20 protein-coding genes are annotated in these 25580 nt (G+C 69.0%); 13 read left to right on the top strand and 7 right to left on the bottom strand.

Annotated features, from left to right (window positions below):
• The 12 genes from sctT to IEY58_RS04215 all read left to right on the top strand — a co-directional run bounded on the left by sctT (nt 1) and on the right by IEY58_RS04215 (nt 14779).
• Entirely contained in the window at nt 1-828 is an 828-nt protein-coding gene (gene sctT, locus IEY58_RS04270; RefSeq protein WP_189042858.1) for a type III secretion system export apparatus subunit SctT, read from the top strand.
• Nucleotides 825-1874, top strand: coding sequence for an EscU/YscU/HrcU family type III secretion system export apparatus switch protein (locus tag IEY58_RS04265; RefSeq protein WP_189042856.1), 1050 nt, complete (start codon nt 825-827; stop codon nt 1872-1874). The genes sctT and IEY58_RS04265 overlap by 4 nt, the downstream gene beginning before the upstream one ends.
• Nucleotides 1875-2072: 198 nt before the next feature.
• Entirely contained in the window at nt 2073-4706 is a 2634-nt protein-coding gene (locus IEY58_RS04260; RefSeq protein WP_189042854.1) for an ATP-binding protein, read from the top strand.
• 104 nt (nt 4707-4810) lie between these two features.
• Nucleotides 4811-5824, top strand: a complete 1014-nt coding sequence (locus tag IEY58_RS04255; RefSeq protein WP_189042852.1) for a sugar-binding transcriptional regulator — start codon at nt 4811-4813, stop codon at nt 5822-5824.
• Nucleotides 5825-6148: 324 nt separating this feature from the next.
• On the top strand, nt 6149-6514 hold the full coding sequence (locus IEY58_RS04250; RefSeq protein WP_189042850.1) for a DnaB-like helicase N-terminal domain-containing protein: 366 nt from the start codon (nt 6149-6151) through the stop codon (nt 6512-6514).
• Between the two features lie 72 nt (nt 6515-6586).
• Complete coding sequence (locus tag IEY58_RS04245) at nt 6587-7918, top strand: ABC transporter substrate-binding protein (RefSeq protein ID WP_189042848.1); 1332 nt, start codon at nt 6587-6589, stop codon at nt 7916-7918.
• Between the two features lie 133 nt (nt 7919-8051).
• Nucleotides 8052-8891 carry a carbohydrate ABC transporter permease gene (locus IEY58_RS04240; protein WP_189042846.1) on the top strand — a complete coding sequence of 280 codons (840 nt, stop codon included), beginning with the start codon at nt 8052-8054 and terminating at the stop codon, nt 8889-8891.
• Between the two features lie 4 nt (nt 8892-8895).
• Nucleotides 8896-9711, top strand: coding sequence for a carbohydrate ABC transporter permease (locus IEY58_RS04235; RefSeq protein ID WP_189042844.1), 816 nt, complete (start codon nt 8896-8898; stop codon nt 9709-9711).
• A 10-nt stretch (nt 9712-9721) separates the two neighbouring features.
• A complete protein-coding gene (locus tag IEY58_RS04230) occupies nt 9722-10852 on the top strand; it encodes an ABC transporter ATP-binding protein (protein WP_189042842.1) in 1131 nt (376 codons plus the stop codon).
• Nucleotides 10853-10862: 10 nt separating this feature from the next.
• The gene (locus tag IEY58_RS04225) at nt 10863-11822 is read left to right on the top strand and encodes a carbohydrate kinase family protein (protein ID WP_189042840.1); all 960 of its coding nucleotides are present in this window, start codon (nt 10863-10865) and stop codon (nt 11820-11822) included.
• Nucleotides 11806-13260, top strand: a complete 1455-nt coding sequence (xylB, locus tag IEY58_RS04220; protein WP_189042838.1) for a xylulokinase — start codon at nt 11806-11808, stop codon at nt 13258-13260. Before IEY58_RS04225 ends, xylB begins: the two co-directional genes overlap by 17 nt.
• A 37-nt stretch (nt 13261-13297) precedes the next feature.
• A complete protein-coding gene (locus IEY58_RS04215; RefSeq protein WP_189042836.1) occupies nt 13298-14779 on the top strand; it encodes a mannitol dehydrogenase family protein in 1482 nt (493 codons plus the stop codon).
• Nucleotides 14780-14827: 48 nt separating this feature from the next.
• On the opposite strand, the gene IEY58_RS04210 is transcribed toward IEY58_RS04215, so the two are convergent.
• From IEY58_RS04210 to IEY58_RS04190, 5 genes are all read right to left on the bottom strand, one after another.
• Entirely contained in the window at nt 14828-15751 is a 924-nt protein-coding gene (locus tag IEY58_RS04210; RefSeq protein ID WP_229743473.1) for an ABC transporter substrate-binding protein, read from the bottom strand.
• An 89-nt stretch (nt 15752-15840) separates the two neighbouring features.
• Nucleotides 15841-16893, bottom strand: coding sequence for an ABC transporter permease subunit (locus IEY58_RS04205; RefSeq protein WP_189042834.1), 1053 nt, complete (start codon nt 16891-16893; stop codon nt 15841-15843).
• The gene (locus IEY58_RS04200; RefSeq protein ID WP_189042832.1) at nt 16890-18458 is read right to left on the bottom strand and encodes a sugar ABC transporter ATP-binding protein; all 1569 of its coding nucleotides are present in this window, start codon (nt 18456-18458) and stop codon (nt 16890-16892) included. Before IEY58_RS04200 ends, IEY58_RS04205 begins: the two co-directional genes overlap by 4 nt.
• A complete protein-coding gene (locus IEY58_RS04195; RefSeq protein ID WP_189042830.1) occupies nt 18442-19701 on the bottom strand; it encodes an ROK family protein in 1260 nt (419 codons plus the stop codon). Before IEY58_RS04195 ends, IEY58_RS04200 begins: the two co-directional genes overlap by 17 nt.
• Nucleotides 19702-19817: 116 nt before the next feature.
• The gene (locus tag IEY58_RS04190; protein WP_189042828.1) at nt 19818-21143 is read right to left on the bottom strand and encodes an LLM class flavin-dependent oxidoreductase; all 1326 of its coding nucleotides are present in this window, start codon (nt 21141-21143) and stop codon (nt 19818-19820) included.
• A 181-nt stretch (nt 21144-21324) separates the two neighbouring features.
• Here IEY58_RS04190 and IEY58_RS04185 point away from each other — a divergent pair, with 181 nt between their 5' ends.
• Complete coding sequence (locus tag IEY58_RS04185) at nt 21325-22830, top strand: M81 family metallopeptidase (RefSeq protein WP_229743472.1); 1506 nt, start codon at nt 21325-21327, stop codon at nt 22828-22830.
• Between the two features lie 35 nt (nt 22831-22865).
• Here the strand turns inward: IEY58_RS04185 and IEY58_RS04180 are convergent, their stop codons facing one another.
• Entirely contained in the window at nt 22866-23873 is a 1008-nt protein-coding gene (locus IEY58_RS04180) for a lipid A deacylase LpxR family protein (RefSeq protein WP_189042826.1), read from the bottom strand.
• Between the two features lie 177 nt (nt 23874-24050).
• On the bottom strand, nt 24051-25574 hold the full coding sequence (locus IEY58_RS04175; protein ID WP_189042824.1) for an amidase: 1524 nt from the start codon (nt 25572-25574) through the stop codon (nt 24051-24053).
• Nucleotides 25575-25580 lie beyond the last annotated feature (6 nt).

Genomic DNA, 25580 nt, shown 5'->3' with positions numbered 1-25580 from the left:
ATGGCGGCACTGCCGGTCCCGGCCGCGGCCCTGCTGTCGGACGCCCTGCTGCGCACCGGCTTCGGCTATCTCATGCTGATGACCGTGACGATGGCGCGCCTGTCGATCATGGTGCTGGTGCTGCCGGTGTTCACGCGCGCCGGCTTGACCGGCCTCCGGCGTCTCGCGGTGGCACTCGCCCTGTCGCTGCCCGTCGCCTGGCACCTGTCGGGCTCGATCGACCAGCTGCTGGCCGCGGATCCGGCCTGGGTCGTGCTGCTGCTGACCAAGGAGGCCGTCGTCGGCCTGCTCCTGGGCCTGGGATTCGGCGTGCCGTTCTGGGCCGCCACCTCCATGGGCGACGTGCTGGACCTGCAGCGCGGCTCGTCCATGGCCTATCTCACCGATCCGACGGCGATCGACGTCGCGTCGATGAGCGGCACGTTCTTCGAGCTGATCCTGGTCGGGCTGTTCTATGTCGGCGGCGGGCCGGACCTCATGCTGCAGGCGCTCTATGAGAGCTACCGCCTGTGGCCGGCCTTCGCCGCCCTGCCGCCGATGAGCGCCGACACGGCACCGCTTGTCCTGGGCCTCATCGATCGGGTGATGGAGCTCGCCCTGCTGCTGGGCGGGCCGTTGTTCGTCGTCCTGTTCATGGTCGAGGCGGCGATGGCGCTCGTCGCGCGCATGGCGCCGCAGCTGCACGTGTTCTACGTGACGCTGCCGGTGAAGGCGATCGCACTGTTCACCGTGCTGCCGGCCTATGCGATCTTCTTCGTCCATCACGCCCGGCCGGCGCTCAGCGCGGGCCGCGGCGTCTTGACCGAGATCGGCCGGTTCCTGCCGTGAGCGACCAGCAGCCGACCGAAGAGAAATCGCTGCCGGCCAGCCCGCGCAAGCTGCGCGAGGCGCGCCGCAAGGGCCGCGTCAGCGGCAGCCAGGACTTCGTCACCGGCCTCGCCGTCGCCGCCGCGACCCTGTTCCTGGTGCTGCGCTGGCCGCACATGCTCGCCGCCTGGCAGCATGCGGTCGACGTGACCGCCGACGCGACGACGGTGCCGTTCGCCGCGGCGGAGACGATGGTGAACCCGGCGCTCGCCTCGCTCGCGACCGCCACCGCGCTGCCGCTCGTCGCCGTCATCGTCGCGGCCGTCATGCTCGCCAACATGATCGTCAAGAGCGGCATCCCGCTTTCCGCGGAATCGATCAAGCCGAAGCTCGAACGGGTTCATCCGATGAACGGACTGAAGCTCATCTTTTCGCTGAAGAGCCTGTTCGAATTCCTGAAATCGATCGTGAAGGCAAGCCTGCTGCTGGTCGTGCTGGGCGCCGCCATCCTCTATGGGCTGGGCCCGCTGATGGCGGCGCCGGCCTGCGGCGTCCTGTGCCTCGGCGCGGCCGCGGCCGCGGCCTTCCTGCCGCTCCTGATCGGCGGCGTGCTGCTGTTCCTGGTCGCCGGCTTCCCGGACATCGCGCTGCAGCGCTGGCTGTTCCTGCGCCAGATGCGGATGACGCGCAGCGAGCTCAAGCACGAGCGCAAGGAGGAGGAGGGCAATCCCCTGTTCCGGCGGGCGCGGCGCGAGCGGCATCGGGAGAGTCTCGCGGGCGCGCGGCTCGACATCACGCGGTCGACGGTCGTCCTGCTGGCGCCAGGCGAGCTTGCCGCCGGCCTCCGCTTCGTTGCCAACGAAACGCCGGCCCCGGTGCTGATCGCCCGCGCTGCCGGTGCCGCGCTTGCAACCGAGCTCGCGCGGGCGCGAGACGCCGGGATCATGATCCTGGAAGATCCGGATCTCGCCCGCCGCGTCGCCGGCCGCACGCCGCTCGGCAGCTTCATTCCGAAATCGCTGTTCAACGAGGTTGCGGCCTTGCTGGTCCGCCATGGTCTCGCTTGACAGGTTCCAATCTGCAATTGTGGCGATTCGGTGTCGTCTTCGATAACATCGTCTGCTGCCGGTGTATTTCGCCCCTTTCGCGACGGCATTGCGCCGCCGTTCATGAACATTCATGACAACCCCAGCGTCGGTCCCATTGGCCGGCGGGCCGTTCGTTGTCGGCCGTCGGGTGTTGCGACTGGAAGCCACGGGCCCGACATGATCTCTGCGGATCTCTGCTACGCGTTCGGTCCTTTCCGGCTGCTGCCGAACCAGCGCCTGCTGCTGCGCCATGAGCAGCCGGTCGCGATCGGCGGCCGCGCCTTCGACCTGCTGGTCCATCTCGTCGAGAACCGGGCCAACTATCTGGGCAAGGCCGGCCTGAAACAGCTGCTCTGGCCCGACCAATCGGTGCCCGACCACAATCTCGCGGTCCATCTCTCGACCCTGCGCAAGGCGCTCGGACCAGACGCGACCCGCTACATCGCCACCGTCTCCGGCCGCGGCTATCGCTTCGTAGCACCGGTCATTGTCGCCCCGGACGACATCCACGACCGATCGGGTATCCCCATCAACGGCACCCCGGTCCGCACGGCGCTGCCGGTGAGCTCGAGCACGCACAATCTGCCGGCGCCCTTGACCCAGCTGATCGGCCGCGAGGCGGAAGTGCAGACCGTGCGCGCGCTGTTGCGGGAGAGCCGGCTGGTGACGCTCACCGGCCCCGGCGGCATCGGCAAGACCCAGGTGGCGCTCGAGGTCGCGCGGCGGATGGTTCCGGAAGAGCCCGACGGCGTCTGGCTGGTCGGGCTCGCCGCCGTCACCGATCCGCAACTCGTCCCCGCCGTGATCGCCGCGGCGCTGCAGATGCAGCTGGCCGGCGAGGAAAGCTACGACAGCATCGCCCGCTTCTTGGTCGATCGGGCCGCCCTCGTCCTGCTCGACAATTGCGAGCATCTGCTGCAGCCGGTCGCGACGGCCGCCGAACTGATTCTCAAATCCTGCCCCTCCGTCACCATTCTCGCGACCAGCCGCGAGCCCCTGCGCTGCGAGGGCGAGCGCCTGCACGGGCTGCCGCCGCTGGCCCTGCCGCCCTTCACCCAGCCGGACGCGGCGGCCGGCCTGCCGGCGGCCAGGCTGTCGGTGGCCGGGCTGTCGGTGGCCGGGCTGTCGGTGGAGGAGGCGCTGGCCTATCCGGCCGTCGCCCTCTTGGCCGAGCGCGCCCGCTTCACGCTCGGCCGGTTCGAGCCGGCGGATGCCGACGCGCCGCCACTCGTCGAGATCTGCCGGCGTCTCGACGGCATTCCGCTGGCGCTGGAGCTGGCCGCTCCGTTGCTCGGCCTGATGTCGCCCAAGGAGGTCGCCGAACGGCTCGACGACCGTTTCCGGCTGCTGACCGGCGGCCGGCGGACGGCGCTCCCGCGCCAGCAGACGCTGAAGGCCGCGATCGACTGGAGCTATGAGTTGCTGGCGCCGCCGGAGCAGCTGCTGTTCCGCCGCCTCGCCGTCTTTGCCGGCACCTGGACGCTCGACGCGGCGCTGGCGGTGGTAGCGGACGACATGCTCGCGATCGAGCGGGTCCTGCCGCTCCTGACCGCCCTCGTCGACAAGTCCCTGGTCGTGGTCGAGTCGCAGCCGCCGCGCGCGCGCTACCGCTTTCTCGAAACCACGCGGCGCTATGCGGCGGAGCAGGCGGCCTTGCTGGACGAGCCGCCGCGGCTCGCCGAGCTCTCGGCCTGGCTGCTGTCGCTCGGGCCGGAGGCGAACCGCAGCTGGCAGATCACCGGCGACGAGACCTGGGTCGCCCATTACGCCCAGGATGCCAACGCGCTTAGGACCGCGCTGACCTGGTGCTTCGAGCCGGGCGGCGACCATGCGCTGGGCGCCGCCCTCGTCGGCTGCTGCTTCGCGCTGTGGAGCGCGCTCTCGCTGCCGGCCGAGCGCCATCGCTGGTTCGCCCGCGCGATCGAAAGCATCACGCCCGCAACCCCGCCGGAGGTGGAGGCCCAGCTCTGGCTCGGCTGGAGCTTCACGGTCAGCCTCAACGACCCCGAACTGCTCACCGAGACGTTGCGTGCCGCAACCCTGTTCGAGGCCGCCGGCAATACGTTCGATCATGCGCGCACCCTGGTCCGCGCCGCCTTCGCCGCGACCGGCACCGGCGACATGGCGGCCGCACGCCGGCATCTCGCCGAAGCCTGGCCGGCGCTCCGCGACCATCCGCCATCGCGCTCGCTCGCCGCCTGGTTCCGCGCGAGCGGCGAGCTCGACTACCTCGCCCGGGACTTCGCCGCCGGCCGCGCGGCCTTGCAGCAAGGTGCGAAGATCGCGCGCATCATCCCGAGCCCGCGCACCCTGCTCGATATCGAGGTCAGCATCGCCGAGGTGGAATTCGCCGCCGGCGACGTCGACCGCGCGATCGCCACGGCCGAGCACGCGCTCGGGCGGATCGACGACCCGCGGGACCGTTACGACGGCACGATCCGCGCGCTTGCCAATCTTTCGACCTATCGGCTGGCGCAGGGCCGCATCGGCGACGCCGAGGCGCTCGCCCGGCGCGCGCTGACGGCCGCACGCGCCCAGGGACTGCGCATGATCTACCCCTGGCTGATCGAGCGGCTGGCGCTCTTCGGCCTCGAGCGCGGCAAGGCGGCGGAGGCGGCCCAGCTGCTGCACTATTCCGAAGCGCGGCTCGCCGCCAAGGGCATCATCCGCCGACCGAGCGAGTTCTTCGTGGTGCACAAGCTGCGCGCAGCACTCGAGCAGGCGCTACCGCACGAGGCGGCGCACGATATCGGCCGCGTCGGCTCGACCTGGAACGAGGACGCGGCGCTCAATACGGCGCTCACGATCTGAGCCAGATCCTCCTCCCAAGATGAGTTGACGTTTCCGCATTGCCGTACACAAGGTCTTGGGCGGCCGATCGATCGGTCGACGCCAATTTCCAGCGATGAGCGACCGTGGCAGGCAAGAAGACAACGCGCATTCAGGCGACGAAGCCGTCCACCGCCGGCCTGGCGCCGGTCCCGGCAATCGAACTCGATCGGATGAAGCGGCGGCTCGACCAGGCGACCCGTGCCGCCTGGCTCTATTATGTCGGCGACAAGACCCAGGACGAGATCGCCCAGCGGCTCAACGTCTCGCGCCAGATGGCGCAGCGCTTGATCGCCATGGCGCGCACGGCCGGCCTCGTTCAGTTCCGCATCGAGCGGCGCGCCACGGAATGCGCCGAGCTGTCGGAGCAGCTGCGCACACGCTATAGCTTGAGCTTCTCAGACGTGGTGCCCTTTTCGGGCCAGGACACGCCCGATGTCGCGGTCAGCGCCGCCGAGCAGATCGAGGCGGTGCTGGCCGAGACAGATCCGGTGATCCTGGCGATCGGCTCAGGCCGCACGCTCCGGAGTGCCGTCACCCAGGTGTTTCCTTCGCCCTGCCCGCAGCACCGCATCGTCTCGCTGGTCGGCAACATCACCCGGCTCGGCCGCGCCAGCCCCTATGAAGTGGTGCAGCGGCTCTCGGACCTGACCGGCGCCGAATATCATCCGATGCCGATGCCGGTCGTCGCCGACAGCATCGAAGAGGCGGCGCAGATGCGCTCCCAGCGCGTCTATCGACTGCTGCACGACCTCGTGCGCAATGCCCATACCCAGTTCGTCGGCGTCGGCAATGTCGCGCGCGGCGCGCCGCTGCATCAGGACGGTTTCGTCAGCGACGCGGAAATGGACGAGCTCATCGCCCTCGGCGCCGTGGGCGAGATCTGCGGCCGGGCGCTCGACCGCGACGGACGGATCGTCGCCCACGGCACCAACGCTCGGGTCATGGCGATCCCGCTGGACGATCCGCCCGCGCCGACACGGATCGGCGTTGCCGCCGGGCCGCTCAAGGTCGAAGCCCTGCGTGCAGCCCTCCGCGGCGGCTGGCTGTCCGGCCTCATCACCGACGAACCGACCGCGGCCGCGATCCTGCAGGATTGATCGCGCCACCTGCCGATCGCTCTTGACGCCCAAGCGGCAAGGTGGAAGTAATTGCTCATGTGCCGAGCGAATGCTCAAATTCGCCGAAAAGCGCATAGCGTCGGGGAGGGCTCTCGATATGGCGTGGCGCCACAACCACGCGTCGACTGCGCGGGTGCAACAGCACCCCAAGCCCATTTGCCGACAGCCCGGCTGCCGACGGCCGCCGACCCTCCGCATCTTCCATAAGCCTGTCGCTCCCGTGCCGCCCAGCGCTCTCTTCTGAGCGATGGCGTCGGCTCGTCCGTCACGGGATCGGCGAAAAACAAGCTGCAGGGAAGAGTCATGGTCAGTCTGGATCATGAGAGGCGCTACGGAATCCTGGACGCGGAACGCGAGCTGATCGCCGCCATCCTGGAGGACAATCGGGTCTATCGCGCGGTCTGCCACCTGCTGGTGCCGGACCATTTCCTGTCGCCCGACCATCAGCGCCAGTTCGCCGCCATCGCCCGCGCGATCGAGCGGGGCCGCCCAGTCGACCGTTGCCTCGCGATCGAGGGCCGAGCTTTCGAGACTGGCCGGCCGCTCATCGGCTTTCCGCCGATCGATCCGCTCGACCATGCGCTCATGATCTACGGTAGCTTTCTCGGGCGTACCGCGATCGGCGCCGCAACCCCGGACTGCAGCCTTGACGGCGCGGCCTTAAGCTGAGAGTAATTGCTCACGCGCCGAGCGAATGCTCAAGTTCGCCGAAAGAGCGCGGACCGATAGGGAGGAGCCGGCATGGCCAGCAACCGCACCAGCGCCTTTACCATCGCGAGTCTTGCGCTCTTGACCGGGCTCGCCCCGGCGGGTGCGGCCCGCGCCGACGCCACGCTGACCGTGGCCACCGTCAACAATGGCGACATGGTCGTCATGCAGAAGCTCTCGAGCGAGTTCGAGAAGCAGCATCCCGACATCCATCTGCGCTGGGTCGTGCTCGAGGAGAACGTGCTGCGCCAGCGCGTGACCACGGACATCGCGACCAAGGCCGGTCAGTTCGATATCGTAACGATCGGCAACTACGAGGTGCCGATCTGGGCGAAGCAGGGCTGGCTCGCCCCCTTCACCGACCTGCCGGCGTCCTACGACACGAACGACCTGCTGAAGCCGGTGCGCGACGCACTGACCTACGAGGGGAAGCTCTACGGCCTGCCGTTCTATGCCGAGAGTGCCATGACCTATTACCGGACCGATCTGTTCGAGAAGGCCGGCATCAAGATGCCGGACCATCCGACCTATACGCAGATCCGGGAATTCGCCGATAAGATCACCGACAAGAGCCACCAGATCTACGGCATGTGCCTGCGCGGCAAGCCCGGCTGGGGCGAGAACATGGCCTATGTCACCTCGCTGGTCGACACGTTCGGCGGCCAATGGTTCGACATGGGCTGGCACGCCAAACTCGACACGCCGGAATGGAAGAAGGCCGTCACCTATTACGACGACATCCTGAAGCAGGACGGGCCGCCGGGTGCGACCTCGAACGGCTTCAACGAGAACCTGGCGCTGTTCGCCGGCGGCCATTGCGGCATGTGGATCGATGCAACCGTCGCGGCCGGCCTGCTCTACGACAAGAAGCAGTCGCAGGTCTCAGACAAGGTGGGCTTCGCGCCCATGCCGGTCGGCGACTATGCCGGCGGGCCGACGTGGCTGTGGAGCTGGAACCTGGGCATCCCGGTCTCGTCCAAGCAGAAGGCGGCGGCCGAGAGCTTCGTCGCCTGGGCGACGTCGAAGGACTATCTGAAGCTGGTGGCGAGCCAGAACGGCTGGGTCGCGGTGCCGCCCGGCACGCGGCAATCGACCTATGATTCGCCCGACTACAAGCAGGTGGCGCCGTTCGCGGGCTTCGTGCTGGACGCGATCAATACCGCGAACCCGACCGGCAGCACCAAGGAGCCGCGGCCCTATCTCGGCGCCCAGTTCGTGGCGATCCCGGAATTCCAGGGCATCGGCACGCAAGTGGGCCAGACGATCGCCGCCACGCTCACCGGCCAGATGACCGTCGATGCGGCCTTGAAGGCCGCGCAATCGGCAACCGACCGCGCAGTCAAGCAGGCCGGCTACCAGAAATAGGCAACCGACGGCCGCCTGGGTCCAGCCAACGGATCCGGGCGGCCCTTTCGGGAGGGCCCTCGCCATTTCCGTCTCCGCCGCCTCCTCCGAATTCCACAAGCCCGCGCGCACCGCGCGCAAGCCGGGCACGCTCATGCTCGTCGCCCCCTCGGTCGCGGTCCTCCTCCTGTGGATGATCGTGCCGCTGGTCATGACGTTGTGGTTCTCGCTGCAGTACTACAATCTCCTGAACCCGACGGGTGAAGGCTTCGCCGGCCTCGACAATTACCGTTACCTCGTGACCGACCCGGATTTCTGGGTCTCGCTCGCCAACACGCTGATCCTGCTGGCGTCGGTACTGATCATCACGACCGTGTTCGGGACGCTGCTGGCCGTGCTCTATGACCAGCCGTTCCCCGGCCGCAATGTGGCGCGGCTCCTGGTCATCGCCCCGTTCTTCGTCATGCCGACGGTGAGCGCCCTCGTCTGGAAGAACCTGATGATGCACCCGATCTATGGCGTGCTGGGCTTCCTCGCGCGCGCCATGGGTCTGGAGCCGATCGACTGGTTCGCCGAATATCCGATGGCGTCCGTCATCGTCATCCTGTCCTGGGAGTGGCTGCCCTTCGCGCTCCTGATCCTGCTCACCGCCGTGCAGTCGCTCGACCATGAGCAGCGCGAGGCGGCGCGCATGGACGGCGCCGGGCCGGTGGCACAGTTCTTCTACATCACGCTGCCGCACCTCGGCCGCGCGATCAGCGTCGTCGTGATGATCGAGACGATCTTCCTCCTGACCGTATTCGCCGAGATCTTCGTCACGACCTCGGGCGGACCCGGCAACGCCACGACCAACCTCGCCTTCCTGATCTATGCGCGGGCCCTGATCCAGTTCGACGTCGGCGGGGCGTCCGCCGGCGGCGTGGTCGCGATCCTGCTCGCCAATATCGTGGCCTTCTTCCTGGTGCGGACGATCGCCCGCCGGCTGGAGGTCTGAGCCCATGCGCACGAGCACGACCACTTGGGTCCTGACCACGCTCCTCGGCTGGGGCGTCGCCGTCCTGATGTTCTTCCCGATCTTCTGGATGGTGCTGACCAGCTTCAAGACCGAGGGGACGGCGATCATCCCGCAACTCTTCTTCGCGCCCACGCTCGAGAGCTATGCCGAGGTGCAGTCGCGCGCCGACTACCTGAGCTTCGCGTTCAACAGCGTCGCGGTCTCGGTCGGCGGCACGGCGCTCGCCCTTGCCTTCGCCATCCCGGCCGCCTATGCCATGGCGTTCCACCCCTCGAAGCGGACGCGCGGCACGCTCTTGTGGATGCTGTCGACCAAGATGCTGCCGCCGGTCGGCGTGCTGGTGCCGATCTATCTTCTGTTCCGCACCATCGGGCTCCTGGACACGCGCATCGGGCTCATCATGATCTATGCGCTCATGAACCTGCCGATCGTGGTCTGGATGCTCTTCACCTTCTTCAAGGAAATGCCGAACGAGATCCTGGAGGCCGGCCGCATGGACGGGGCCAAGGCCTGGGGCGAGGTCTGGTACCTGCTGCTGCCGCTGACCCTGCCCGGCGTCGCGTCCACGGCGCTGCTCTCGCTCATCCTGTGCTGGAACGAGGCGTTCTGGAGCCTCAACCTGACCTCGTCGGCAGCAGCACCGCTCACCACCTTCATCGCCTCGTTCTCGAGCCCCGAGGGGCTGTTCTTCGCCAAGCTGTCGGCCGCGTCCACGATCGCGGTGGCGCCGATCCTGGTGTTCGGCTGGTTGAGCCAGCGCCAGCTGGTGCGCGGCCTGACCTTCGGCGCAGTCAAATAGGAACCCGTTCATGGCGACGCTTCAAATGCGCGACATCCAGAAGAGCTACGGCGGCCTGTCGGTCATCAAGGGCATCGACCTCGAGGTGGCCGATCGCGAGCTCGTGGTCTTCGTCGGCCCGTCCGGCTGCGGCAAGTCCACGCTCTTGCGCATGATCGCGGGCCTGGAAGACATCAGCGGCGGCGACCTCTACATCGACGGCAAGCGCATGAACGAGATCGGCCCGGCCGACCGCGGGCTTGCCATGGTGTTCCAGTCCTATGCGCTCTATCCGCACATGACGGTGCGGCAGAACATGGGCTTTGCCCTGAAGCTCGCCCATGTGTCGAGGCAAGAGCGCGAGCGCAAGGTGGCGGAGGCCGCGCGCATCCTGCAGCTCGAGCCCTATCTCGACCGCAAGCCCGGCCAGATGTCGGGCGGCCAGCGCCAGCGCGTCGCGATCGGCCGCGCCATCGTGCGTAACCCCAAGATCTTCCTGTTCGACGAACCCTTGTCGAACCTCGACGCCGCGCTGCGCGGTCAGATGCGCATCGAGTTGGCACGGCTGCACGAAGAGCTCAACGCGACCATGATCTATGTCACCCACGACCAGATCGAGGCCATGACCATGGCCGACAAGATCGTCGTGCTGCAGGCGGGCCGGATCGAGCAGGTCGGCACGCCGCTGCAGCTCTATCACCACCCGGCGAACCTGTTCGTCGCGGGCTTCATCGGCGCGCCGCGCATGAACTTCCTCAAGGGCCGGGTCGCCGGCGCCGACCCGACCGGCGTCGCGATCGACCTGCCGAGCGGCGCCCGCATCGCGGTGCCGGTCGAGCCCGGGCGTGCCCGCGACGGTGATGCCGTAACGCTCGGCGTCCGCCCCGAGGCGCTCAGGCTCGACGCGGCCGGGCCGCTCGCCGGCACGGTGCGGCTGGTCGAGCGGCTGGGCGGCCTGACGCTGATCCATGTCGACCTCGACCGGGATGGGCCGGTCGTGGTCCAGATCGAGGGCAGCGACGGCACCATGCCCCACCAGACGGTCCGGCTCGCGGTCGACCCGGCCGCCTGCCACCTCTTCGACGAGGAGGGCGCGGCACTCGACCATATCGCACGCCATCCGCTCGCCCACGCCCTCGCGCCCTCCTCGCTCGCACACTGAGGTCCAACCGATGATCCTCGTGTGCGGCGAAGCGCTGATCGACCTGTTCGCGGGCGAGCCCGACGGCCAGGCCCTGGCCGCGCGCGCCATTGTCGGCGGTTCGCAGTTCAATGTGGCGCTGGGCTTGGCGCGGCTCGGAACGCCGGTCGGCTTTCTGGGCGGCATCTCGACCGACCGGTTCGGCCGGTTCCTGGCGGACGCGCTCGAGCGCGAGGGCGTCGACACGCGGTTCCTGAAGCTGAGCCAGCAGCCGACGCCGCTTGCCGTGGTCTCGACCGACGCTGAGGGCCAGCCGAGCTACGGCTTTCACAGCATCGATTGCGCCGAGCGCGATCTCGAGCCCGCCGACCTGCCGCCGATCGACGCCGGCATCACGGCGGTGGCACTCGGTTCCTACCCGATCGCGGTCGAGCCCGTTGGCTCGACCTTGCTGACGCTCGCCGAGCGCGCGGCGGGCCGGCTGGTCGTCAGTCTCGACCCGAACCTGCGGCCAAGCCTCATCGGCGATCTCGACCTGTGGCGCCAGCGCTTCGAACGCTTCGCGCGGACGGCGGCGATCATCAAGCTGAGCCGCGAGGATCTCGCGATCGCCTTCGATGCCGAGCCGGACGCCTGGGCCGCGGAGCAACTGGCGGGCGGCGCCCGGCTGGTCGTCGTGACCGACGGGGCGGCCGGCGCCACCGCCTATCACCGGCAGCACCGGCTGCATCGGCCGGGCCGCGCCGTCCCGGTCATCGATACCGTCGGCGCGGGCGACACGTTCCATGCCGCCCTGCTGGCGCGGCTGGCCCAGAAAAACCTGCTGAGTCGGCCGGCGCTCGCCGGCCTCGAGCTCGAGGCCCTTGCCGACCTCATCGACTATGCCATCGGCGCGGCCGCCCTCACCTGCATGCGCCGCGGCGCCGACCTGCCGCGCCGGGCAGAGGTCGAGGCGCTGCTGGCCGGAGGCGCCGATGTTCCTCGGGCTTGATTTCGGCACCTCGTCGGTCAAGGCCCTGCTGGTCGACGAAGAACAACGCATCGTCGGCCATGCCGCCGTGGCGCTCACCGCCGCGAGCCCCGCGCCTGGCTGGAGCGAGCAAGACCCCGAAGCCTGGTGGCAGGCGATGCTGGGTGCCGTCGATGCGCTCAAGGCGGCCCATCCCCGCGAGCTGGCGGCGGTCGCCGGCCTTGGGCTCTGCGGCCAGATGCACGGCGCCGTGCTCACCGACCGCAACGGCCGGGTGCTGCGCCCATGCATCCTGTGGAACGACACAAGGTCGACCCGGGAGTGCCGCGAGCTGGAAGAGATCTTCCCGCAGCTCCACGACGTGACCGGCAATCTCGCCATGCCGGGCTTCACCGCGCCGAAGCTGCTCTGGGTGCGCCGGCACGAGCCCGACGTCTTCGCCCAGCTCGCCCGGATGCTGCTGCCCAAGGCCTATATCCGCTATCGCCTGACCGGCGAGGCGATCGAGGACATGTCCGACGCCTCGGGCACGCTGTGGCTCGACGGCGCCACGCGCGACTGGTCGGACGCAGCACTCGCCGCAACCGGCCTCGACCGCCAGGCCATGCCGCGCCTGGTCGAAGGTGCCAGGCCCGCCGGCACGCTCAAGGCCGAGCTTGCCCAGCGCTGGGGCATGGCGCGGCCGCCGCTCCTGGCCGGGGGCGCCGGCGACAATGCGGCGAGCGCGGTCGGGCTCGGCGCGGTCCGGCCGGGCGATGCCTTCCTGTCGCTCGGCACCTCGGGCGTGCTTTCGGTCACAACGGATCACTTCGCGCCCTATCCGGCGGCCGCGGTCCACAGCTTCTGCCATGCGCTGCCCGGCCTGTGGCAGGAGATGGGCGTCACCCTGTCGGCCGCCGCCTCGCTCGCCTGGTGGGCCGGGGTCAGCGGCCACCCGGAAGCGGCCTTGCTCGCTGAAATCGATCCTTCTGCCGGACCGAGCGCCGCTTGGTTCCTGCCCTACCTCTCCGGCGAGCGGACGCCGCTCAACGACGGCACGGTGCGCGGCGCCTTCGCCGGCCTGTCGCACCAGACGAGCCGGGCCACGCTGACACGGGCCGTGCTCGAGGGCGTCGCCTTCTCGTTCCGCGACTGTCTCGACGCGCTCGCCCAAGCCGGCATCAAGATCCGCGACGCAGATGTCGTGGGCGGCGGCTCGCGCTCCCGCCTGTGGATCGAGATCCTGGCCGCGGCACTCGGTATCCCGCTCAACCGGCTCACCGACGGCGAGCATGGCGGCGCCTTCGGGGCCGCCCGCCTCGCCCGGCTTGCGGTTACGGGCGAGGACCCGGCCGCGGTCTGCACGCCGCCCAAGCGGCTCGAGACCATCGCGCCCGATCCGGGCTTGGCCGAGGCCTATGCCCAGCGCATCACGCGCTATCGCCAGCTCGGCGCCGCCGTCAGGACCGCGCTCGCCTGAACCTTGCCTCCCAAGAATTCCCAGGACCCGTTTACTCATGGAAAAGCTTCCGCTCACCCGCGCCAACCTCGGCCGCCTCGGCCCCGGCATCCAACGGCCGGCCTATGACCCGGCCCAGGTCGTGCCCGGCATCGTGCATCTGGGCCTGGGCGGCTTCCACCGGGCGCACATGGCGCGCTTCACCCATGACCTGATGACGCTCGACCCGGCAGCGCTTGGCTGGGGCATCGTCGGCGCCGGACTGCTGCCGGCCGACCGGCGCATGTACGACGCACTGACACCACAGAACGGGCTCTATACGCTCGTCGAGCGCAGCGGCACGGCGGAGACCGTGACGGTGATCGGCGCCATTCCGGAGGTCATCCATGCCGCGGATTCGTCGGCGGCGCTGCTCGCCGCGATCGACCGGCCGGAGATCCGCATCGTCAGCCTGACCGTGACCGAAAACGGCTATTGCCTCAATCCCGCGACCAAACAGCTCGACCCCGACCATCCACGCATCGCGGCCGATCTCGCCGACCCTGCGCAGCCGCTGAGCGCCGTCGGCATCATCACCGAGGCCTATCGCCGCCGGATGGCGGCGGGCCGGCCGGCCTTCACCGCCATGACCTGCGACAACATCCAGCACAACGGCAATGTGCTGCGCGCGGCCGTGCTGGATTTCGCCGGCCGGCGCGATCCGGCGCTCGCCCGCTGGATCGAGACGCATGCCCGCTTCCCCAACACGATGGTCGACCGGATCACGCCGGTGACGGCACCCGAAGACACGGCGGCGCTCGCCGAGCACTACGGCATCCTCGACCATTGGCCGGTGTTCTCCGAGACCTTCACCCAATGGGTCATCGAGGATGATTTCGCCGCCGGCCGCCCGGACTGGGACCGGGTCGGCGCGCAGTTCGTCGCCGACGTGGCGCCCTATGAATTCATGAAGCTGCGCCTGTTGAACGCGAGCCATCTGGCGGTCGCCGGCCTCGGCCGGCTCGCCGGCTACGGCTACATCGATGAGACGATGCGCGACGCGCGGCTGCGGCGCTACATGGAGGCGCTGATGGACCGCGAGACCGGGCCGACGCTGCCGCCGGTGCCGGGCATCGATCTTGCGCATTACAAGGCGACGCTCGTCGAGCGCTTCGCCAATCCGACCATCAAGGACACGGTCGAGCGGGTGAATACCGACGCGCCGCTCAACGTGCTGGTCGATCCGATCCGCGACAGGGTCAAGACCGGCGGCGGCGTCGAGCTGCTGGCGCTGGCGCTGGCATCCTGGCTGCGCCGGATGCGGGGTGAGGACGAGCAGGGCCAGCCCATCGAGATCCGCCATCCGCTGGCCGACCTGCTGCGAGCGAAGGCGATCGAAGGCGGCGCCGACCCGCGGCCGATGCTCGGCATCGAGCGGCTGTTCGGCGAACTCGGCCGCGACGGCACCTTCATCGCGACCGTCGGGAAATGGCTGGCCTCGCTCTACGCCGTCGGCGCCGCCAAGACGCTTGAGCGTGCCGAGCGGGAACTGGGTTTCTGAGAAGAGACGTTCCCTCTCCCGCTCTCGCGGGAGAGGGTCCTCAGACGATCAGCGCGAGGTCCAGCCCTTGTAGTCCTTGACGTTGTCGCGGGTGACGAGCGTCGGCTTCAAGAGGACGGTGGCGTCCGCCGGCTTCTTGCCATTCATCACGTCATAGCCGATCGCGACCGCCTGCTGCGCCATGGCATAGGGGTCCTGGCTCGACGAGGCCTGGATGAGCGTGTCGGACTTGAGCGCGCTCTCGATGTCCGGCGCGCCGTCGACCGAGGTGATCACGATGTTCGCGCGCTTCAGTTGCTTCGCCGCGAGATCGCTGCCGATCGCCTGCGGATCGTTGATGGCGAAGACGCCGTCGAGCTTCGGGTAGCGCGTGAGATAGCCCTGCATGATGTTGAGGCCGCCGTCGCGCGAGCCCTTGGCGTCCTGGTCCGACGATAGGACCTTGATGCCCGGATATTTCGCGAAGACCTGCTTGCAGCCGGTGACCCGGTCGATCACAGCCGAGACCTGCGGGCCGTTCTCGATGACGACGTCGCCCTTGCCGCCCAGCTTGTCAGCCAGGTACTGGCAGGAAAGCTCGCCCGCCTGGACGTTGTTGGTCTGCACCGTGGCGTCTGCACCGGACGCGGTGACATCGACCGCGACCACCGTGACGCCGGCGGCGTGCGCCTTCTTGATCGCGGGCTCGATCGCCTTCGGATCGACCGCGTTGATCAGGATGAGATCGACCCCGGCGGCGATGAAATTGTCGACCTGGGTGAACTGCTTGTTCAGGTCATAGTCGGCCGAGACCGAGTTCACCTTGACCGACGGGTTGATCTCCTTGGCCTTGGCTTCGGCGCCCTTGGCGAGCGTCACGAAATAGGGGTTGCCGAGCGAGCCCAAGGTAATGCCGACCGACTTCAGGTCCTTGGCCTCGGCCGAGCCGAGGGCCAGCGCCATGGCGGCACCGGCGAGCAGCAGGTGTTTCAAGCTTCATCCTCCCTGGTCTTCGTTGGATTGCAGCGGACGGGGCCGGCCGAGACCATTACGGCCGACGACACCGTCAAAGGTGCGGGGTGTCAGGTGCGCGCGCTGCCGCGCAGACGATACCGGTCGAGGGCGACGGCGCCGATGATGACGATGCCCTTGACGATCAATTGCCAGATGTCGGAGACGCCGAGCAGGATGAGCCCGTTCGACAGCACCGCGATGATGAGCGCGCCGATGAGCGTGCCCCAGATCGAGCCGATGCCGCCGACGAAGCTGGTACCGCCCAGGATCACCGCCGCGATCGCGTCGAGCTCGTAGGACTGGCCCAGCTGCAGGCCGTTCGCGGCATAGAGCCGCGCCGCAGACATGGCGCCGCCCAGGCCTGCCAAGAGGCCCGACGTCGCATAGACGAACAGGAGCACGGCCCAGACCTTGATGCCCGAGAGCCGGGCCGCGTCCGGGTTGCCGCCGACCGCGTAGATGCGCACGCCCAGCACGGTGCGGCGCAGAATGAACCAGGATGCGAGGATCACGACGAGCGCGATCACCGCCAGGCCCGGCAGGGCGACATAGCCCGGCACGATCGGCACCGAGCCCGACGCGATGCCGGCGAACGGCAGTTCCGGATTGAACACGGTCGTATCGTTGCCGAGCAGGCGCGCGATGCCGCGCACGGCGGTCATCGAGCCCAGGGTCACGATGAAGGGCGGCAGGCGGATGAAGGCGATGAGCAGCCCGTTCAGCACGCCGAACAAGAGCCCGGTCACGAGCGCCACGACGATGCCGAGCGAGCCGTAGCCGAGCGACGCCATGACCGCGGTCATGGCCGAGGCCGCCAGGATCGAGCCCACGGAGAGATCGATGCCGCCGGTCAGGATGACGAAGGTCATGCCGGCGCCCAGCACCATGTTGATCGCCGCCTGCTGCAGCACGATCGACAGGTTCTGGCCACTCAGGAACCGGCCTTCGCCGTCCAGATAGAAGGTCGCGGCCTGGATCAGGATGCACAGCAGCACCAGCACCGGCAGCATGCCGATGGTGCGCAGCCAGCCCTTGAGACGGGCCTGCCGCAGCGGCACCACGCCCGCCGCCTCGGCGGCCTTGGCGTCCGGACCGGTCGCGAGGACGCTTTTCTCGATCATGCCGTACCTCCCTCCGCGATCCGCGCCTGATCGGCACCGGTCGCCAATGCAATGATGTTTTCCTGGGTGATCGCCCGGCCGCTGTCGCCGCCGACCTCGCCGACGAGGCGGCCTTCCCGCATGACCATGACGCGGTCGGCGATGCCGACGATCTCCGGCAGCTCGGACGAGATCACAAGCACGCCGACGCCGGATTTCGCGAGATTGTCGATGATGCGGTAGATCTCGGACTTGGCGCCGATGTCGACGCCGCGCGTCGGCTCATCGAGGATCAGCACCTTGGGCTTGGTCTCGAGCAGGCGCGACAGCATGACCTTCTGCTGGTTGCCGCCGGAGAGCGACCCCACCTCGACCGCCGGGCTCGCGACCCTTATGCCGAACGCGGTGATCGCACCCGCCGCGCGGCGCCGGCCGCGCTCGCGGTCGATGAGGCCGCCGAACTTCGCATCCCGGCCGATGACGCCCAAGTTGATGTTGGCGGCAACGGGCATGTCGAGGAACAGGCCCAGCCCCTTGCGGTCTTCGGTCAGATAGACGAGGCCGGCCTCGATCGCCTGCTCCGGCGCGCGGATGTCGACCGGCCGGCCAGCCAGCTCGATCGTGCCGCTCGTCCGCTCGTCGGCCCCGTAGACGAGGCGCGCCAGCTCGGTCCGGCCGGCGCCGACCAGGCCCGCGAGGCCCAGTACTTCGCCCGCATGCAGCGTGAACGAGCAGCCGTGGACCCGCACGCCGTCGCCCATGTCCTTGACCGTCAGGATCGGATCATTGTGGACGCCCGAGCGATGCTCCTTCTTGTAGAAGGACGAGAGGTCGCGGCCGACCATCATGCGCACGATCGCGTCGGGCTCGATGGCACCACGGTCGAGGCTGCCGACATAGCCGCCGTCGCGCAGCACCGTCACCCGGTCGGCCAGCTCATAGACCTCGGCCATGCGGTGCGAGATATAGACGATCGCCAGCCCCTCGGCGCGCAACCGCCGGATGAGCACGAACAGCGCGTCGGTCTCGCGCGAGGACAAGGCCGTCGTCGGCTCGTCCATCACCAGGATCTTCGATTCCGCGTGCAGCGCCCGGGCGATCTCGACCAGTTGTCGCTCGGCGATCGAGAGGTCGGCGACAATGCTCGTCGGCCCGAAGCCGGCGCCCAGCCGGTCGAGCACGGCGCGGGCCCCCTCCGCCATCGCCTTGCGGTCGATGAGGCCGGTCCGGCCGAGCTCGCAGCCGAGATAGATGTTCTCCGCGACCGTCAGGTTCGGCGCGAGCGCCAGTTCCTGGTAGATGATGGCGATGCCGTGCCGCTTGGCGGCCAAGGGATCGCCGATATGCACGATGTCGCCGGCGATGCGGATCTCACCGCCCGGATCGGCCCGATAGGCCCCCGCCAGCACCTTCATCAGCGTCGACTTGCCGGCACCGTTCTCGCCCATCAGCGCGTGGATCTCGCCCGGATAGACCCGGAGCTCGACGCCCCGGAGCGCCTTCACGCCCGGGAATGTCTTGGAGATGCCCACCATTTCCAGGATGGGCTGGGAAGGAGCGGTTTGGAATTCAGACGGGAAAGGCATGCTCGCGGACTCCAAGCGGTGCGCTCACGTCGCCGGTCAGAAGCCCGGCACGCGGTCCGAAATGAACGAAGAGCGGCAGGCTGGCGGCGCCGAGCGCCCCTGCATAGGCGCCGAAACTGCCAGCCGCGAGCCGCGGCGGCCGGCGCGATTCGGCCACCGCCGCAGCAAGATGCACGTCGGTCCGTTCGATCAGGAAATCGATCCACGCCCGGTCGAGGTCGCTGTCGAGCACGACCAGCGGCACGTCGAGCAGCGCCTGCATCGCGAGGATGGGCCCGACGAGTGCGCGCGCGCAATCCTCAACCCATTCGAGAGCCAGGTCGCGATGCCGCGCCATCAGGCCCGGCAGGTCGCCCAGGCCCGCCACCCCGTGCCCATGATGGCGCAGGTGCCGGATGAGCGCGTTGATCGAGGCGCGCGTCAGCAGGATCTCGGTCGGGCCGGCGAGCGCCGGCGCCGACACGAGGCCGGACGGCGCCACCGGCATGACGGCGACGTCGCCCGCATTGTCGGTCTCACCACGCCGGCAATCACCGTCGAGCGCCAGGCCGCCGCCAATGCAGGGCCCGATGAAGAGGTAGAGGAAATCGTCCGCCGCGTGGCCAACGCCGTAGAACAGCTCGGCGATGGCGGCGGCCGTACCGTCGTTCTCGTCGAACACCGTGAGCGAGGTCTCGCGCGCGAGGGCGGCGGCGAAATCCGTCTCGTCCCAGGCGCGCAGGCTCTCGACGTTCGAGAGATCGAGCAAGCGCAGCCAGCTGCCGAGGTTGAACGGCCGGGCGAGCCCGATGCCGGTCACGCGCCGCCGGGTTTCCGGCGAGCAGAGCACGAGCAGGCTTTCGACGTCCTGGCGCACGATCTCGAGCGTCCGGTCGGGCGGCGGCAGGTCCAGGTCGTGGGTGTGCTGGGCGATGATGCGGCCGCCGAGATCGGCCAGCACGGTCTCGATCCGGCTGCGATCGATGCGGACGCCGATGCCGAAGGCACCCGAGGGATTAATTTTCAAGAGCGTCGCGGGCTGGCCGCGCTGGCCTTCGTGCCGCTTGCCGACCGCCTCGATCAGGCCGAATTCCTCGAGCTCGGCCACGATCTGGCCGACGGCGCTGTTGGTCAATCCGGCGGCGCGCGCAAGGTCGGCCTTCGACGCCTGGCCCAGGCGGCGCAGGCGCTGCAGAACAAGACGCTGGTTGTATTGCCGGATCTGGACGGAGTTCGTCCCTTGGCCGGCGCGCCCCGCAGGCATGCCGATCTTCCTCCCTGTCACGGTGCTCGGCCGCTTAGCGGCACGTTTAATTCAACGTGATTTAATTAAACGTGCCGCAGGCGCACTTGTCAAGCCGGGAGACGGGAGGGGCGGCGTCAGCCGACGGGGAAGAACCGGTTCTCCGGCCGTTTCAGGCCCAGATGGTCGCGCAGCGTCGTGCCCTCGTATTCGCGCCGGAACAGGCCGCGCCGCTGTAGTTCCGGCACGACCAGGTCCGCGAAATCGTCGAGCCCGGCCGGCACGGTCGGGAACATGATGTTGAAGCCATCCGACGCCTCGCTCTCGAGCCATTCCTGCATCGTGTCGGCAATCTCGCCGGCGGTGCCGACCATCTGCAGGCCACCGTAGCCGCCGACCAGCTGAGCGAGTTGGCGCACGGTCAGGTTCTCCCGTCGGGCCAGCGCTACGAGCGCGCTCTGGCCGCTCTGGCTCTGGTTCGTCTGCGGAATGTCCGGCAACGGCGCGTCGAGGTCGAAGCCCGAGGCGTCGACGCCGAGCCGAATTGAGAGATTGGGAATGCCGCTCTCCGGATGCACCAGGCTGTCGAGCAGCGCCTTCTTCTCGCGCGCCTCCGCATTGGTGCGGCCGGCGACGACGAGCGCGCCCGGCAGGATCTTGAGCGTATCGGGCGCGCGGCCGAGCGCCTGCATGCGCGCCTTCACGTCCTTGTAGAAGACGCGGCCGTCCTCGATCGTGCGGCTGCTGCCGAAGATGACCTCGGCGGTCTCGGCCGCGAGCTGCTTGCCCGCCTCGGAGGCACCCGCCTGGACGATGACCGGCCAGCCCTGGATCGGCCGGGCGATGTTGAGCGGCCCGCGCACCGACAGGTGCTCGCCCTTGTGGTCGAGCACGTGCAGCTTCGCCGGATCGAAGAAGATGCCGCTCTCCTGGTCCCTGAGCCACGCGTCGTCGGCCCAGCTGTCCCAGAGCCCGGTCACGACCTCGTGGAACTCGCGCGCCCGGCGATAGCGCTCGTCATGCTCGACATGCTCGGTCAGGCCGAAGTTGAGCGCTGCATCCGGGTTCGAGGTCGTGACCACATTCCAGCCGGCCCGGCCGCCGCTGATGTGGTCGAGCGAGGCGAAGCGCCGGGCGATGTGATAGGGCTCGTCGAACGTCGTCGACGCGGTCGCGATGAGCCCGATCCGCTCGGTCACCATGGCGAGCGCCGAGAGCAGCGTCAGCGGCTCGAACGAGGTGGCGGTGCCGCTGCGCCGGAGTGCTGCCATCGGCATGTTCAGCACGGCCAGATGGTCCGCCATGAAGAAGGCGTCGAAGCGCGCCCGCTCGAGCGTCTGGATGAAGCGCGTCAGGTGCTGCAGGTTGAAGTTCGCATCCGCATAGGCGCCGGGATAGCGCCACCAGGCGGTATGGATGCCGACGGGCCGCATGAAGGCGCCCAGGTGAAGCTGTTTCGTCATGATGTCCCCGTTGCCCGTGATCGTTGCCAGCCGTGATCGTCGCTCGGGGTGACGTGGGGACGGATATTCCGATTTTGAAGTGTTGAAAAATCTAATAGACGAAACTGCTTGGTGCTTCCGAGCGCCACCTGCGGTGAGGTAGCCTTCGGGGAGACGACACCCCCAAGCGACCTCCCTGCCCATGAAGATCCTGATCGCCGGCTTCCAGCACGAGACCAACACGTTCGCGCCGACGAAGGCGCGCTACGAGGATTTCATCAACGGCGGCGGCTTCCCGCCGATGGTCCGCGGCGCCGATCTCCTGGCGCTCCGCACCGTCAACGTGCCGGCCGGCGGCTTCATCGCGGCGGCGGAGACCCAAGGGCACGAGTTGATCCCGGTCGTCTGGGCCGGCGCCACGCCGTCCGCCCATGTGACCGAGGATGCCTACGAACGCATCGCAGGCGAGATCATCGCCGCGGCCAAGCGCGGCGGGTTCGACGCAATCTACCTCGACCTCCACGGCGCCATGGTGACGGAGCATCTCGACGACGGCGAAGGCGAGTTGCTGTCCCGCCTCCGGGCGCTCGTCGGGCCGGACCTGCCGATCGTCGCCTCCCTCGACCTGCATGCGAACGTCACGGAACAGATGCTGGCGAATGCCGACGGGCTCGTGGCCTATCGCACGTATCCGCATGTCGACATGGCCGAAACTGGCCGCTTGGCGGCCGCCTTGCTCGCCGATCGCGTCGCGGCCGGGGGCCCGCTCCATCGCGCGGCGCGCCGCCTGCCGTTCCTGATCCCGATCAACGGCATGTGCACGCTGCTCGAGCCGGCGCGGTCGGCCTATGCGCAGCTCGCGACACTCGAGACGGGCCCCGTCGTTTCGCTGTCGTTCGCCCCGGGCTTTCCCGCCGCGGACTTTCCCGAATGCGGTCCGGTCGTCTGGGGCTACGGCCGGAGCGCCGAGGCCGCGGCGGCGGCGGTAGACACGCTCTATCGCCAGTACGTGGCGGCCGAGCCGGCATGGGCTGTGCCGTTCCTCGATCCCGACGAGGCCGTAACCCAGGCGATGCGGCTGGCCGAGGCGGCAACGCGCCCCGTCGTGATCGCCGACACCCAGGACAATCCCGGCGCCGGCGGCGATTCCAACACGACGGGCCTGCTGCGCGCGCTGCTGCACCACGAGGCAACGGACGCAGCACTCGGCCTGCTGTGGGATCCCGAGGCGGCGGCGGCTGCCCATGCCGCGGGGGTCGGTGCCACGGTTCGCCTGGCGCTCGGCGGCCGCTCGGGCGTGCGCAGCGATGCGCCGGTCGAAGGCGCATTCACAGTCGAACATCTGTCGGACGGCCGAACGGTGCTCGAAGGCCCGATGATGACCGGCTCCAGGGTCGACCTCGGCCCGACGGCGGGCCTCCGGATCGGCGGCGTGCACATCGTCGTCGCGAGCCGCAAGGCGCAGATGCTCGACCGGAACCTCTATCGCGTCGGCGGCGTCGAGCCCGAACGCATGAAGATCCTGGTCAACAAGAGCTCCGTGCATTTCCGCGCCGATTTCGAGCCGATCGCCGCGGCGGTCCTGGTCGCCAAGGCGCCCGGGCCGATGGCGGCCGACCCGGCGGACCTGCCGTGGCGGCGCCTCGCGCCCGGCATGCGCATCCGGCCGGGCGGCCCGGCGTTCGCGCCGCAACGTTCGGCCGGCTGACGGCCTCGCCGGCCGAGGTTAGAAGCGTGGCGGCGCTAGAAGTGCGCCGACAGGGTGAGCGAGCCGAACTGGTGCGGGCCGCCGTGCTGGCCGTAAACCTGCTCTGTCTGCACGACCTGCGTGTAGGAGATGCGCATGCCGTACGCCAGGAAGGCGACGCCGGCTTCGAGCTCGCCGACGAACGGCATGCGCGAAGCCGTCGCGCTGTTGCGGAAATCGTTGCCGTCGATCGTGACGTCGTGGACGACCGCCTGGCCGTCCGCGCCGACGAAGAAATACCAACCGAAATTGCGGGTCGCGTGATAGGCGTCGGAACCGGAGAGGCCCGGCCGGAGGCGCGCCGCACCGAAATCGGCATCGAGCCCCTGGCCGACGCGGAAGATCGAGCCGCCCAGGCCATAGACCCTGAGATTGCCGAGGCCGCCTTCGATCTGCGGCAGCGCGTCGGTCTCGAAGCCACCGACCGTGCCGAGCGGCACGCGCCAGATCTTCTGGCCGAGCAGTTCGGCCAGGGGCTCGTCCCGCAGCTGATAGGCCCAGCCCTTGGTGTGGCCGTAGCCGATAACGTCGTGGAAGCCGTTCTGGACCTGCTCGGCCTCGGCGTCCGGACCGACCAGGCCCAGTTGCAATCCCACCGACTGGCGCGTGTCGTCGGTGTCCTGCAGCAGCGTGGCGCCCAGCAGCAGCACGCCCGCATAAGGCCGGTCCTTCGGGTCAGGCGGCACCGCCAGCGTGTCGGCCGGCGTGTAGATCGACTGGGACACGTCGAGGGACAGGCGCTGCTGGCCCTCGCCGAACAGGCTATGGCCGATGCTCGCGATGAAGTGCGGCACCGCGTCCGTCGGCGAGGTCCAGCCGAGCTTCAAGCCATTGACGTAATATTTGTCGTTGAGCTTCGACGTGGTGATGGACGAATTCTCGTCCGACAGCGTCCAGATGCTCGTCGGGTCGGCGGCCGGCTCTGCGCGGGCGGGGGATGCCGCCACCAGAAGGCCGGTGGCCAGCAGCGAAGCGCCCCACGCGGCGCCAGTAACCTTCGACATCCAATTATTCCTTCGCCTGCCTCACGCGACGGCGCTCGCCGCAGCCCATGGCTGCGGCGTTGTCCGCTCTACAGCGGTATCTGCCACATTATCGGCCGAGAGTGAACAGCGGGCCGAGTACCACCCTCTCTATAATCGCCATCCACACCAGCGACTTGGGGTGGACCGGCGCGCGCCTTACACGGCCGGAGCGGCCGCCGCACCCGACGCCGCGCCGCTTTGGGGCGGGTGGGTCACGATCGAGCGCAAGGCTGCGACCGGCGTGCGCAGCTGCTCGAGATCGGGGCGCGGCCGGCGCAATGGCTCGATGCCGGCGAAGCCGGCCTCGAGTGCCGCGCCGATGCCCAGGAGCTCGCGGTCGCCGCGGAACCGCCCGACCACCTGCAGGCCGAACGGCATGCCGCGCCCGTCGGTGCCGCACGGCAGCGACAGCGCCGGGTTGGTGACCAAGGTCACGACGTAGGTGAGCGCCAGCCAGCGGTAATAGTTCTCGAGCGGCACGCCGTTCACGGCCTTGAGATAGAGCTCGGTCCAGGGAAAGGGCGAGACCGGCGTCGTCGGCGACAGGACCAGGTCGTAATCCTGGAACATCGTCTGGAACCGCCGGAAGAGGCGCGTCTGCTCGAGCTGCGCCCAGGCGCAGTCGGCGAGGCTCATCGCGGCGCCGATCTCGTAATTGGCCCGCGTGTTGGGGCCGAGCGAGGCCGGATCCTTCGCATAGGCGTCGCGGAACGCAGCGACGAAGCTTTCCGCACGGATGACGTCGAAGCAGCGGTGCGCCTCGCCGAAATCGAACGCAACCTCGTCGCAGGTCCGGAACAGATGGCGCATGGCGGCGATCTTGCTGCGGAAGGTTTCCGCGATCTCACGGTCGACGGCGCACACGCCGAAATCGACGGTCCAGGCGACGCGCAGCCGGCTCAGGTCGACCGTGGGCGGCACGGCCAGGCCCGCCGCATCCACATCGTAGGACAGGGGATCGCAGCGATCCTGCCCCGCCGTCGCCGCGAGCTGCAGTGCCACGTCCGCCATGGTGCGGCCCATCGGCCCCACGACCGAGATCGGCGTCCAGCCAAGCAGGCGCCGCTCGCCCGGCACCAGGCCCGGCGACGGACGGAAGCCGATGACGCCGCATTTGGCGGCCGGGATGCGCAGCGAACCGCCGGTATCCGAGCCGCTGCACAGCGGAAGCATGTCGCAGGCGAGCGCCGCCGCCGAACCGCCCGACGAGCCGCCCGCGTTCAGCATCGGGTCGAACGGGTTGCCGGTCGCCCCCCAGACCGTGTTGCGCGTGTTGGCGCCGGCGCCCATTTCCGGCACGTTCGTCTTCGCCGCAACGATGGCGCCCGCCCGGCGCAGGCGGCTGACCAGCACGTTGTCGCGCGCCGGCACGTTGTCGCGATAGAGCGGCGAGCCGTAGGTCGTGAGCAGCCCTTCCGTCTCTTCGAGATCCTTGATGCCGATCGGCAGCCCGTGCAGCGGGCCGAGCTCGTCGCCCGCAAGCACCGCGCGCTCGGCCGCCCGCGCCTCGCCCCGGGCGCGGTCGTAGCAGGTTGCCGTCACCGCGTTCACCGCGGGATTGATCGCCTCAATCCGCTCGATGCAGGCCTCGAGCAGCTCGACCGGCGAGATCGCCTTCGTGCCGATCAGCCGGCGCAACTCGACGGCCGGCGTTGCGAGCAGGGAAGCGGGATCGGCCATGGTCGG

The sequence above is a fragment of the Aliidongia dinghuensis genome (assembly GCF_014643535.1).
Lineage (GTDB): Bacteria > Pseudomonadota > Alphaproteobacteria > ATCC43930 > CGMCC-115725 > Aliidongia > Aliidongia dinghuensis.
The sequence above is the reverse complement of the archived record's forward strand: the minus strand, read 5'-3'. Positions and strand labels throughout refer to the sequence as shown.